Source organism: Sodalis sp. RH24 (assembly GCF_047324145.1).
Taxonomy (GTDB): Bacteria; Pseudomonadota; Gammaproteobacteria; order Enterobacterales; family Enterobacteriaceae; genus Acerihabitans.
Window position 1 is genome coordinate 3,448,794 of record NZ_CP178729.1, and the last position, 12,305, is coordinate 3,461,098.

The window sequence follows — 12,305 nt, forward strand, 5'->3', positions numbered from 1 at the left end:
CGCCGCTGTTAAAACCGCGGTTTAACGGGTATGGATGCCAGAAGACAAGGCGGGATATCTCCCGCCCTGTCTATGATCAGAAGGTGTAACCCACCGTTACCGACATATTGCGCGGCGCGCCATATACCGCGTAAGGACCGAGGTAGTCATAGTACTCTTTGTCGAACAGGTTGTTGATATTGGCCTGCACCGAAAGCTGGCGGGTAACCTGGTAGCGACTGAACAGGCTGACCAGCGCGTAGCTGCCCTGATCGGCGCGCATCGTACCCTGCGGGCCGGCGGCATCCTGCCAGGTATGGTTCTGCCAGTTTACGCCGCCGCCCACCGCCAGATCGGGCAGCATCGGCAGTTGATAACGGGTAAACAATTTCAGCGAGGTGCGCGGCAGTTCGGCGTTGATGGCGTTGCCGTCCTGATCGTCGGCCACATAACGCGCGCCGCCAAAAGTGACTTGCCAGTTGTCGGTTACCGCGCCGTTAAGTTCGAACTCGACGCCTTTGCTGACGGTGCCGTCGACGCCGCGATAGGCCATTTCCGTCGTACCGGGAATATAGGTGCCTTCGCTTTGCGCCACATTATCCTGCTCGATACGGAAAATCGCCAAAGACGCGGTCAGGCGGCTGTTGTACCAGTCGCCTTTCAGGCCGGCTTCATAGTTTTTACCCGTCGTCGGGTCCAGATAGTTTTTACTGGCGTCCCGGTAGGTCTGCGGCTGGAAGATGGCGGTATAGCTGGCATAAGCGGACCAGGTGTCGTTGATATCATAAATCAGGCCGGCGTAGGGCGTGACGTCGTCTTTATCGCTGGTGGCGGTCGAACCATTGGCGCGCCAGTCGGTGTAGCGCGCGCCGACGATCAGGTGCAGCGGATCGGCCAGCGAAAAACGGGCCGCGGTATAGACCGATTTTTGCCGGATGGTGTCGTTGGAATAATCAACCCATGGACTCCAGTCCGCATCGGCGATATGGCCGTTCCAGTTGTTATAATTGCCGATATCGGACTCGGTGATGGTGGCCTGGGAGTTAAAAAAATGATTATTTTGTTTGCTGTAGCTGGCGCCGGCCACCAGCTCATGCTGTCGGCCCAGCAGCTCAAAGGGTCCCGTGGCGTAGGTATCGACGGAATCCAGCTTACGTTTGCCTTTATTCCAGCCGCCGTAGGCGGAAACGCCCTCGCCGGTGTCCTTATCCGGGAAACCGTCGGCATACATCAGCTTGGAGTCGAAATCGGTTTCGGCATGGGTGCCGTTGACGCGCAGCTGCCAGCCGTTGGCAAAACGCTGGGTCAGATCGGCAAAGACTTTTTTCGACTCATGACTGGAGTAGCTCCAGTCCGGCGCCGGATTAAAGCTGCGGTCAAAATGCGTGCGGCTGCCGTCGCTGTACCAGGTCGGCAACCCGCCCCAGGTGGGATTGCTGGTATCGCTTTCCTGATAATCATAGCCCAGTGATAGCGTGGTGGAATCCGTCAGGTCGGCGTCAATAACGCCATAAATGAATTTTTTGCGGTTATGATAGCGATCAAGCCAGGTATCGTTATCCTGGTAGCCGGCAATAACGCGGCCGCGCACATTGCCTGATTCCGTCAGCGGCGCGGAAAGATCGGCTACCATCCGTTGCTTATCCCACGTGCCGTAAGTGCCGGAAACAGAGCCTTGGAATTCGCGGCTATCGGCACGTTTGCGCACCATATTGATAGCGGCGGAGGGATTGCCCGATCCGGTCAGGAGCCCCGTTGCGCCGCGCACCACTTCGATACGATCATAAATGGCGGTATCCGAACCGGCGTCGCCGAAGTTCCAAACGTCGCTCAGGGTGGTGGGAATATCATCATAAAGAAAATTGTTGATGAAAAAACCGCGGGAATAATACGTTGAACGATCGGAGTCGATATTATTGGCGGTTATGCCCGTGGTATTGGTCAGCACCTCGCCCACGGTTTGCAGGTCTTGATCCTGCATGCGCTGTTTGCTGATAATGCTGACGGACTGAGGAATATCACGCGGCACCAGCAGCATTTTTGTTCCGGCGCGGGTGACCGGCACACTGTAATCCTGCCGGGCGGCATCGGTTGCGCCGCTTGCCTGGGCATTGACCACCATCGTTTCATCAGAAGACGCTTTTTCGCCGGCCGGCTCATCCGCCCATGCCGGATTGACAAAGGATGAAATCAACGTGGCAATAAGGGACAAAGAGCATGTCCAGCCTGAATGAGTTACCCGTTGCCCCGCGCTGCGTTTCATTACCCCTGGCACTGCCGACATTCTCTTTCTCCACAAGACCGTTATTGTTTTAAATCAATGATTTAACCGCTACTTTTATGATTCTTGCCCGCCCCGCGCAGCCTGATGAGTCTGGCATAGAAGGGCGCGCAAAGAAGATAATGAGAATACTACTCATTAGCTTTACATATGTAAATAAATTTAACCAATGTCAGTTCGGCGGGCGGAATCGGTAAGGTGACTGGCGCTGCGGGATATTTTCCAAGTGGGTGATAAATCTTTTAAGCGATTGCCCAGGGGTGGTGCAATGCCGCGGGGCCGGTGCATTATTCTGCCCCGGTATGATCCGCCGGGGCGATGGCGGCATTTTTAAGCGCATCACGAAATAACTTCACCACGGAATTTAACGCCGCGCCTCTTTTTACCACCAGATTAAACGGCGTGGTCACCGAGATATTCTCCGGTTTGAGCGCTTTGATTTTTCCTTCGCGCTCATAGCGGCTGATATAATGTGCGGGCAAAAATCCGACATAATTACCGGTAAGGATAAGCATGGTAACCGCTTCGACCTGTACCGCCACGGCGTTGGAAGAGGAAAAATGAAGCCCGGGATTTTGATGGCCATGATTGGTGTAGAAATGCCTGATTAAACTGGCGCTGGCAATACGCTCATTGGTTAATGCGTTAGGCGCCAAAGAAAACAGCTCATGCCGGTTTGAACAGCAAAGATAGGCTATTTCATGATAAAGGAAGAAATAATCAAAATCGGGTTTTTCCTGGTAGACGGGTATTATGCCACAGGTGAAACGGCCGTCGATAACGCCGCGCTCGATTTCCTCAAGCTGGGTGGCATGGAGACGCACGCTGACCTTGGGCGCCTGGCGGTGTATCTCGCTTAGCGCCCCCACCACCGGTGACTGCGCGTCGGTGATGGTATTATCGATAATGCCGATATTTAATTCACCGAATATTTCATGGCGGGCATGATTTAACGTATCCCGGAACTGATTTATCGATGAGAACAAATCAAGACACGCCAGATAAGCCACTTTACCATGCTCGGTAAGATAAAATCCTTCACGTCCCCGGGTGCACAGTTTCATGCCGAAACGGATTTCAAGATCGGATATTTGTTTACTTATCGCCGCCAGTCCGATATTTAATTCATTGCAGGCCGCGGTAAACCCTCCGGCCTCAACTACCGTTTTGAATACCCGCAAAAGCTTTAAATCGGCAACGCCAATGTTCTGCTGATTAATATCACTTTTGACTGGCGACGTGTTTCCAAATTTGGAAAGTGGACTTTCCATAATAACTATTTACCCCCACGCCCTCGTTCTCCATTATCAATTTAACAGCCTCTTTTATCTCATTTCGCCATGGCCAGCGGATGTTTGTCCTCTTTTCTTCCGGTCTTCATCACCGACCGCGGATAAAGCAAAGATTGCAACATCCATGCCATGAAAGGAGCATGCCATGCCACAACCGGTAGAACGTTTATGGGGAGCACGCTTCAAAAGCGGCCCCGCCGCCGCGCTCAGCGCGCTGTCGCGCAGCCCCGACGCCTATTTTGCCCTCACCGCCTACGACCTGGAAGGCTGCCGCGCCCATGCTTACGAATTGCAGCGCGCCGGGCTGCTGGACGCGCGGGAAACCGACCTGATGGTGGCGGCCATCGGGCAATTGGCCGATGACCACCGCCAGGGCCGTATCCAGCCCAGTATTGATGATGAGGATGTGCATACCTTTATTGAGCGCATGCTGACCGAGCGGCTGGGGGAACTGGGCGGTAAACTGCGCGCCGGCCGGTCCCGCAATGACCAGACCGCCAACGATTTGCGCCTTTACCTGCGCGATAACGCGCGGAAAATCGTCCTCGCCCTGCTGGGATTGCAAACGGCGCTGGTGCAGCAGGCGCAGCAGCATATCAACAGCATCGCCCCCGGCTTTACCCACCTGCAGCAGGCCCAGCCCATCGTGTTCGGTCATCAGCTCCTGGCCCATGCCCAATCGTTTGCCCGCGACGTCGAGCGCTTGCAGGACTGGGATAAACGTTGCGCGCTGTCCCCCCTGGGCGCCGCCGCCATGGCCGGTTCGGCGATTGCCATGCACCCCGAGCTGTCGGCGCGGGATCTGGGTTACGACGGCCCCTGCGAAAATTCCATCGACGCGGTGGCCAGCCGCGATCATGTGGCGGAATTTCTGTTTGCCGGCGGCATGCTCGGCGTCAATCTCTCCAGGCTGTGCGAAGAGGTCTGCCTGTGGGCCTCGCGCCAGTTCCGCTGGGTATCGCTGCATGATGCGTACGCCACCGGCAGTTCCATTATGCCGCAGAAAAAAAACCCCGATATCGCCGAGCTGACCCGCGGCAAAAGCGGGCGCTTAATCGGCAACGTGACGGCGATGCTGGCCACCATGAAAAGCCTGCCGCTGTCCTATAACCGCGATCTGATCGAAGACAAGCGCAATGCCATGGATACGGTTGAACAGCTGTTATTGGTTCTGCCGGCCATGGCCGGCATGATCGAGACCCTGGTCGTCGACCGCGAACGACTTCTGCAGCAGGCGCCGGAGGGCTTTACCCTGGCCACCGAGGTGGCGGACTGGCTGTCCCGCCGGGGTGTGCCGTTTAAAGAAGCCCATGAAATCACCGGCCGGCTGGTACAGCTGTGCGAACAGCAACAACTGGCGTTGCACCAGCTCAGCGACGATCAGCTGGCCGGGGTGGATGCCCGCCTGACCGGCGAGGTGCGCCAGTGCCTGACCCTGGAGGCGGCTATCAACGCGCGTTGCGCCTGGGGCGGAACCGCGCCGGTCCGCGTAGCCGAACAAATCGCCCGGCTACGCCTGAAACTGGCGGCCCAGGCCGCCTGGGTGACCAGCTATGCCGGTCTGACGTTAACCTCTGTTGAATAACCGGCGGGAGTGGCTATGAACGAACAGCGCTATCCTGGCGGCGACCCGTCCGCCAGGATCGATCTCAGCGAATATCAGCACGTGCCGCAGCGCTATTATGGCCGGATTTTCTCCTCGGTGATTATTCTGGCGCTGCTGGCGTTGCTGATCAATGCCTTCGCCCACGGCAAAATCGAGTGGCGCTTCGTCGGCCAGTTCCTGACCGCCAAAGCCATTCTGTTCGGCCTGGGCAATACTATCGTGATGTCTGTCCTGGCGATGCTGCTGGGCGTCATCTTCGGCGTCGTTATCGCGGTGATGCGCATGTCGCAAAACCCGGTACTGCGCGCCGTTGCTATCGGCTACACCTGGATTTTCCGCGGTACCCCATTGATATTGCAATTACTGCTGTGGTTCAACCTGGCGCTGATCTTCCCGGTCATGGGCATTCCCGGGCTATTCAGCGTTCACACCGTCGATATCATGACGCCGTTTATGGCCGCGCTGCTCGGCCTGAGCATCAATCAGGGCGCCTATACCTCGGAAGTGGTGCGCGCCGGCCTGCTGTCGGTGGACCAGGGCCAGTATGAAGCCGCTAAAACCATTGGCATGACCCGCCTGCATGCCCTGCGGCGCATTATTTTACCCCAGGCGATGCGGGTGATTATCCCCCCCATCGGCAACGAATTTATCAGCATGGTGAAGACCACCAGCCTGGCCAGCATGATCCAGTATTCCGAGCTGCTGTATAACGCCCAGACCATCTATTTCGCCAACGCCCGGGTAATGGAACTGCTGTTTGTCGCCGGCATTTGGTATCTGGTGGCGGTGACTCTGCTGTCGCTTGGACAGGTGCGTCTGGAACGGTATTTCGGCCGTGGCACCCGGCGCCGCGATCGCTAACGGGAGGACCGATGAAAAACATCATCAACGCCGTCAATGTGAATAAGTATTTCGACCAATTTCAGGCCCTTAAGAACATTAACCTGTCTGTAGACCACGGCGAGGTCATGTGCGTTATCGGCCCTTCCGGCTCGGGGAAAAGCACGTTTTTACGCTGTATCAACCAGCTGGAGCGCATCGACAGCGGCGGCATCTGGGTGGATGACGAGCTGGTGGGCTACCGCATCGTGGGTAAAAAGCTCTATCCGCTCAATGACCGTCAGGTGGCCCGCCAGCGCCTGAAGACCGGCATGGTATTCCAGCGCTTTAACCTGTTTCCCGATAAAACCGCCCTGGAAAATATTATCGAGGGGCCGACGCAGGTGCTGCTGCGGCCGGCAAAAGAAGCCACCGAGGAAGCCATGGCGCTGCTGGACAGGGTGGGGCTGGCCCACAAGCGCGACGCCTATCCGCTGGAACTGTCCGGCGGACAGCAGCAGCGGGTGGCGATTGCCCGCGCGCTGGCCATGAAACCCAAGCTGATGCTGTTTGACGAACCCACCTCCGCGCTGGATCCGGAGATGGTGGGCGAGGTGCTGGCGGTGATGCGCGGCCTCGCCGCCGAGGGAATGACGATGATCGTGGTCACCCATGAGTTGGGTTTTGCCCGGGAAGTCGCCAACCGCGTGGTCTTTATGGATGAAGGCGGGATCATTGAGAGTGGTAATCCGGAAGATGTTTTGCTCCATCCCCAGAATCCGCGGACCCAGAATTTTATCTCTGCCGTCCTGATTTAAACATCATTACATAATGAGAACCTGATCATGAAAAAAACGCTGTTGTCCTTGTTAACCGCCGGCGTGTTGCTCAATACGGCGGCCGGCATCACGACTGCCGGTGCCGCGGAACTGACGCAAAAAGACGAAATCAAAGTGGCCATGATGCCTAACTATCCGCCGCTGGAATTCAAGGATCCCGCCACCGGCGAGCTGACCGGCATGGATTACGATCTGGGCATGGAGATCGGCAAACGCCTGAACCGCAAAATCAACTGGCAGGAAATCGGCTTTGAACAAATGGTCAATGCGGTGGCGACCAAGCGCATCGATATGATCCTCTCCGGCATGACCGATACCAAAGCCCGCCAGCCCATAGCGACCTTCGTGGATTATTACCACAGCGGGCCGCAGTTCTACACCACCGTCGCCCACAGTGAAATAAACCAGATGCTGGATCTGTGCGGCAAGAAGGTCGGCACCAGCCGGCGCACCACCTTCCCAGCGGAAATTGCCGCCTGGAGCCAGGCCAACTGCGAGGCCGCCGGTAAACCAGCCATCGTGGTGGTGGGCGCGGAAGGCACTGCCGATGCCCGTACCCAGCTGCGCCAGGGCCGCATCGACGGCGTGGTGCAGGGCAGCGAAACCCTGCCGTATATCATGAACCTGGAGAAAAATACCTATAAACCGCTGGGCAAGGCGTTTGCCTACCAGGTCACCGGCATGGGCATCGCCAAGGACGACAGCGCCCTTATCGACGGCGTGAAATCGGCCCTGACCGCGATGATTGCCGACGGCACCTACATGAAAATACTGACGAAATGGGGCATGCAGGACGGCGCGGTAACCGAGGTCACCATCAACGACGGCAAATAACCGGTCGTGGTTTTACCGCGTGGACGGTTTGCGGCCGCGCGGCCTGTTAGCGGAGAAAGCGCGTAATCATGTCTTCTACTTCCACCCGCTGGCCCGGGGGTAAAACGGGCTGTATGGCGCTGGCGTTCGATGTCGACGGCCCTACCGGCGATGCCATGCTGGACGGCAGCATTTGGCGCAAAGCGGATTATTTTACCTTCGGCGGCTACGGTCCTTTCCGCGCGCTGGGGCGCATCCTCGATCTGCTCAAGGCGCACCAGCTGCCCGCCACGTTTTTTGTGCCGGCCTGGGTCGTGGAGAACTGGCCGGCACAGTGCCGGGCCATTGTGGAGCAGGGTCACGAGGTGGCCTACCACGGCTACCGGCATGAGTCGTTCTATGCCCTGAGTCCTGAACAGCAGCGTTGGGTGATGGACACATCCCGGGATATTTTCCAGCAGGTATTGGGCGTTCGCGCCGAGGGCTTTCGTACGCCGTCCGGCGACTGGCACCAGGAAACCCCGGCGATGCTGCTCAACGCGGGCGTAACCTATTCCAGCAGCATGCGCGGTGATGACCGGCCTTATCTGATACGGGTGCCGGGACAGCCGCGGCCGCTGGTGGAAATCCCCGGACGCTGGGAGATGGACGATTATTCCTCCCTGGCCTATACCCGCGAGCCGAACTTTCCCTCGGGCCTGGATCGCACCGCCGGTTATGCGCTGACGCTGGATAACTGGTGCCGCGAATTTGACGGCGCGATGGACGAAGGCCTGAGCCTGACCACATTATTCCATCCGAAGATTTCCGGTAAACCGGGCCGCATTATGCTGCTCGACCGGTTTTTTGACCATTTGCGCCGGCGCGACGACGTGTGGTTCGCCCGCTGCCGCGATGTGGCGCGCTGGTGGCTACAGGAGCATGGCAATGAATAATGACGCGGGTTTATCCCCGGGACGCTGGCCCGGCGGCAAACGCTGCGCCGTGGCGGTGACGGTTGATTTTAATGATATCCACGGCATCCTGAGCCAGGTGCCGGCGGTGGCCGGCCGGGAAAAAACGCTGTCGGTATGGCGCTACGGCACCCTGCGCGGCATCGATCGTTTACTGGCGCTGCTGGCGGCAAAAAACGTCCCCGCCAGTTGGTGCGTGCCGGGCGTGGTGGCGGAAGAACATCCCGACCGGATAAGGCAAATCCGGCAGGGCGGCCATGAGCTTGCCGGCCGCGGCTATCGGTTTGAATCGTTTGACGCCCTGACGCTGGCGGAGCAGATAAAAAGCGTGCGGCGCGGCAACGCCGCCATCGCCAATATAACCGGCGCCGCGCCGCGGGGTTTTCGCCTGCCGGCGGGCAATTGGGCCGACGGCCTGCCCGATGCCCTGGTGGCTGAAGGCCTATGCTGGACCTCGGGCTGGCGCGGCGACGATCTGCCTTTTTTTATTCCCTTACACTCGCCTGCGGATGCGGTACCCGCGCCCCGGCTGGTGGAACTGCCGCTGCACTATGAGCTGGAAGACGAACCCTATTTTGCCTTTAACCTCAGCCCGGCGGTGCCGCCGGCGCAGTCGCGCATCGCGTCCTATAGCCAGACCCTGGGCAATATGAAGATGGATTTCGACGGATTTTACCGCTTCGGCCTGTGCTATGTCCTGCGTTTGCATCCCGAGGTGATCGGCACCGCCGGCCGCATCGGCGTACTGGGCGAACTGCTTGATTATATTGCCGCGCATTCCGACGTCTGGGTCGCCACCGCCGGCGACGTTGCCGACTGGTGGCGGCGCAGCCAGCCGGATAACGATCCCGCGCATCCGGCCGAAGTCTGGCGGCGCCATCGCGGGCGGGAAAATCCTGCCGGCCCCTTCCCCGCAGGGGAGTTACCGAAGAGGATGCCCCATGACTGACGCACCACTGCAGAACACCGGCGCGCCCGTCGCGGCCAATCCCCAGCAGGCGCTGGTGGATTTTATCGCTAATACCTCCTTCGATCGGCTGCCGCCGGCGCTGGTGGCGCGCTGTAAACGGCATATTCTTGATACCCTGGGGGCGGGCCTGGCGGGCGCGGGCAGCCAGGTGGCGCAGGAGATGACCCGGCTGCTGGCGGAGGAAGGCGCCGCGCCGCAGGCGGTAGTCTGGGGCACCTCACTGGCAACCTCGGCCCGCAACGCGGCGTTGCTCAATGGCGTGGCCGCCCATGCGCTGGAGCTTGACGATACCGGCGGCTGCGACCATTCCGGCGCGGTAGTGATCCCCGCCCTGCTGGCGGTGTTGCCGCTGTGCCCGCAGCCGGTCAGCGGCAAGGCCTTGATCCTGGCGACCGTCATAGGCTATGACATTGCCCGCCGGGTACTGGAAGCCTGCGGCGGTTATGCCGCCCATAACGGCGCCGGATGGCATTCCACCGCCACCTGCGGCGTGTTCGGCGCGGCGGCGGCGGCGGCCAGCCTGCTGCGGCTGGACGCCGCGCAGGCCAGCTCCGCGCTGGGTATTGCCGGCAGCTTCAGCGGCGGACTGTGGGGATTTATTCACGACGGCTCGCAAAGTAAAAAACTGCATGCCGGCCGCGCCGCCGAGGGCGGCGTACTGGCGGCGCTCAGCGCGCGCCGGGGTATCACCGGTCCCGGGGCGCTGTTTGACGATCGCTGGGGCGGTTTCCTGTCCACCTTCGCCGCCGCCGGCGCCGCTCCCGGGGCGCTAACACATGAGCTGGCGCGGATATGGAAGCTGGAGCGCTGCTCGATAAAACCCTATGCCTCCTGTCGCGGCACCCATGCGGCGATTGACGCCGCCGGTTTGTTGCTCGGCAGGCTTAATGCCGGCTATCAGGAAATTGAAAAAATCGAGGTCCGTCTCTGCCCGTTTCTTAACGATATGTGCGGCAATATGCATCTGCAGACGCTGGCGGCCGCGCAGATGAGCCTGCCCTATGCGGTGGCGGCGCGGCTGGTATTGGGTCACGCGGGCCTGGACGCCTATGGGGAACAGCAGCGTCGGGACCCCCGGCTGCTGGCCATGATGTCCCGCATTGAATTACGGGTGGATCCGGCGCTAAGCGCGGACGGCGAACCGGAAATTACCCTGCATACCCGCGAGGGCGATCGCCTGACGCTGCGGGTGGACATCGCGCTCGGCAATCCGGCCAATCCCGTCAGCGACCGGCAGCTGCGGGATAAATTTTTATCCCTGGCGGCTCATGCGTTGCCGGCCACCCAGGCGCAGACGTTGTGGGCCAGGGGAATGGATCTGGAGCATGAAACGGATATCGGCGCGCTGGCCAGACTGCTGATCCCCAGTCATGATGTTATCTGAGCGCCGCCAAGAACCCCCGGGCAGAGCGTGGGAATATCAGGATCACGCGCATCACCCCGGACGCGCACAGGGCCGGCCGCAGGCGCAAGCAGCCGGACGATCCGGCTTATGCATGACATGCCGGTTAACTTATTAGCCTTTATTGAGAACAACATGTCATCGGAGATAGGACATATGCAGGCACAATCCATTATTTTCCCGGCGCAGATCCTGCGCGGTCCCGGCACCCTGTCCCGGCTGGGTGAGGTGTGCGGCAAACTCGGGCGGCGCGCGCTGCTTATAGGTGGCCACCAGGCGCTGGCGGCGGTGGACGCGGCCGTTAAAACACAGCTGGCCGCCGGCCCGGTGACGCTGGTCGACAGCGCATGGTTCGGCGGCGAATGCAGCGCAACGCACATCCACCGGTTAACGCAAAGGGTGACTGAGCTGGGTATCGATTTGATCATTGGCGCCGGCGGCGGCAAGGCGCTGGATACCTGTAAAGCGGTGGGCGTGGCCGCCGCCGTGCCGGTGGTCGCCGTCCCCACTATCGCCGCCACCTGCGCGGCGGTTACACCGCTGTCGATACGCTATTTTGATGACGGCCGGTTCCAGGATCTTTATTCGCTGCCGCAGGCGCCGGCGGCGGTGATTATCGACAGTGATTTGCTGGCACGCGCGCCGATGCGCTGGCTGGCGGCCGGCCTTGGCGATACGCTGGCGAAATGGTACGAATTCCGCGCCATCAGCGCGCAACAGACCCGGTTGATAGGGATCCAGCGCTCGTCCCAGGCCAATAGTTTAATTTGTTACGACCTGATTGCCGCCTACGGGCCGGCGGCTTGCCAGGCGGTGCGTGACGGCCGGGCCAATGCGGAGCTGGATCAGGTGCTGGACGCCATTTTTATGTTCGCGGGCCTGACGTCGCTGATGAGCAACGGCGCCCATGCCGCCGCCGCCCACGCCATTTACGAAGGCTTTACCGTCTGCCATAAAACCCGTGATTTCGGCCACGGCCTGCTGGTGGGGTTCGGCAATCTTTGCCTGCTGGCGTTGGAAAACCGTTGCGACGACGAACTGCGCGCGGCCATCACGCTGGCGCAAGCCTGCGCGGTGCCGCTGCGGTTAAACGAGATAGCGGAATTGACCGCTGAAGAGCTGGACAGCATTGTGCGGGCGTCGGTACATGCGCCGGATATGGCAAATATGCCGGGGAAGGTTACGGCGGCGGATCTGTATGCGGCCATCAGGCGTGTGGAGGCGATGGCGGAGACGATTGGCAAGCCCGGAGGGTTATAGTCAATCCCGAAAACACCCGCTTATCGCCCAACGCGGTAAATGTTTGCGGTAATCATTGCAAAAGTAAAACGATCGGTTTACTTTTGCGGTT

Annotated in this window: 10 protein-coding genes; 8 read left to right on the forward strand and 2 right to left on the reverse strand. The window is 59.7% G+C overall.

Features of this window, described 5'->3' with window-relative positions; translation table 11 throughout:
- Positions 1–76: 76 nt before the first annotated feature.
- Positions 77–2,242 carry a ferric-rhodotorulic acid/ferric-coprogen receptor FhuE gene (gene fhuE / locus ACL2XG_RS15680; protein ID WP_413723524.1) on the reverse strand — a complete coding sequence of 722 codons (2,166 nt, stop codon included), beginning with the start codon at positions 2,240–2,242 and terminating at the stop codon, positions 77–79.
- Between the two features lie 305 nt (positions 2,243–2,547).
- Positions 2,548–3,531 (reverse strand): LysR family transcriptional regulator, encoded by a 984-nt coding sequence (locus ACL2XG_RS15685; RefSeq protein ID WP_410012771.1) that lies wholly within the window; start codon positions 3,529–3,531, stop codon positions 2,548–2,550.
- A gap of 166 nt (positions 3,532–3,697) precedes the next feature.
- On the opposite strand from ACL2XG_RS15685, the gene argH reads away from it, so the two are divergent.
- From argH to ACL2XG_RS15725, 8 genes are all read left to right on the forward strand, one after another.
- On the forward strand, positions 3,698–5,137 hold the full coding sequence (gene argH, locus ACL2XG_RS15690; protein ID WP_410012772.1) for an argininosuccinate lyase: 1,440 nt from the start codon (positions 3,698–3,700) through the stop codon (positions 5,135–5,137).
- 15 nt (positions 5,138–5,152) lie between these two features.
- Complete coding sequence (locus ACL2XG_RS15695; RefSeq protein WP_413721785.1) at positions 5,153–6,019, forward strand: amino acid ABC transporter permease; 867 nt, start codon at positions 5,153–5,155, stop codon at positions 6,017–6,019.
- Between the two features lie 11 nt (positions 6,020–6,030).
- Complete coding sequence (locus ACL2XG_RS15700) at positions 6,031–6,795, forward strand: amino acid ABC transporter ATP-binding protein (RefSeq protein ID WP_413721784.1); 765 nt, start codon at positions 6,031–6,033, stop codon at positions 6,793–6,795.
- A gap of 27 nt (positions 6,796–6,822) precedes the next feature.
- On the forward strand, positions 6,823–7,650 hold the full coding sequence (locus tag ACL2XG_RS15705) for an ABC transporter substrate-binding protein (protein ID WP_413721783.1): 828 nt from the start codon (positions 6,823–6,825) through the stop codon (positions 7,648–7,650).
- Between the two features lie 68 nt (positions 7,651–7,718).
- Complete coding sequence (locus ACL2XG_RS15710; protein WP_413721782.1) at positions 7,719–8,564, forward strand: polysaccharide deacetylase family protein; 846 nt, start codon at positions 7,719–7,721, stop codon at positions 8,562–8,564.
- Positions 8,557–9,531, forward strand: a complete 975-nt coding sequence (locus ACL2XG_RS15715; RefSeq protein WP_413721781.1) for a polysaccharide deacetylase family protein — start codon at positions 8,557–8,559, stop codon at positions 9,529–9,531. Before ACL2XG_RS15710 ends, ACL2XG_RS15715 begins: the two co-directional genes overlap by 8 nt.
- Positions 9,524–10,936 carry an MmgE/PrpD family protein gene (locus ACL2XG_RS15720; protein ID WP_413721780.1) on the forward strand — a complete coding sequence of 471 codons (1,413 nt, stop codon included), beginning with the start codon at positions 9,524–9,526 and terminating at the stop codon, positions 10,934–10,936. The genes ACL2XG_RS15715 and ACL2XG_RS15720 overlap by 8 nt, the downstream gene beginning before the upstream one ends.
- A gap of 174 nt (positions 10,937–11,110) precedes the next feature.
- Complete coding sequence (locus ACL2XG_RS15725) at positions 11,111–12,214, forward strand: iron-containing alcohol dehydrogenase family protein (RefSeq protein WP_413723523.1); 1,104 nt, start codon at positions 11,111–11,113, stop codon at positions 12,212–12,214.
- Positions 12,215–12,305 lie beyond the last annotated feature (91 nt).

What these genes read in the sequence shown, in the direction of transcription:
- ACL2XG_RS15705 (WP_413721783.1), top strand. Translation starts at nt 6,823, where the DNA reads ATGAAAAAAACGCTGTTGTCCTTGTTAACCGCCGGCGTGTTGCTCAAT.
- fhuE (WP_413723524.1), bottom strand. Translation starts at nt 2,242, where the DNA reads ATGAAACGCAGCGCGGGGCAACGGGTAACTCATTCAGGCTGGACATGC.
- ACL2XG_RS15715 (WP_413721781.1), top strand. Translation starts at nt 8,557, where the DNA reads ATGAATAATGACGCGGGTTTATCCCCGGGACGCTGGCCCGGCGGCAAA.
- argH (WP_410012772.1), top strand. Translation starts at nt 3,698, where the DNA reads ATGCCACAACCGGTAGAACGTTTATGGGGAGCACGCTTCAAAAGCGGC.
- ACL2XG_RS15725 (WP_413723523.1), top strand. Translation starts at nt 11,111, where the DNA reads ATGCAGGCACAATCCATTATTTTCCCGGCGCAGATCCTGCGCGGTCCC.
- ACL2XG_RS15685 (WP_410012771.1), bottom strand. Translation starts at nt 3,531, where the DNA reads ATGGAAAGTCCACTTTCCAAATTTGGAAACACGTCGCCAGTCAAAAGT.
- ACL2XG_RS15710 (WP_413721782.1), top strand. Translation starts at nt 7,719, where the DNA reads ATGTCTTCTACTTCCACCCGCTGGCCCGGGGGTAAAACGGGCTGTATG.
- ACL2XG_RS15720 (WP_413721780.1), top strand. Translation starts at nt 9,524, where the DNA reads ATGACTGACGCACCACTGCAGAACACCGGCGCGCCCGTCGCGGCCAAT.
- ACL2XG_RS15695 (WP_413721785.1), top strand. Translation starts at nt 5,153, where the DNA reads ATGAACGAACAGCGCTATCCTGGCGGCGACCCGTCCGCCAGGATCGAT.
- ACL2XG_RS15700 (WP_413721784.1), top strand. Translation starts at nt 6,031, where the DNA reads ATGAAAAACATCATCAACGCCGTCAATGTGAATAAGTATTTCGACCAA.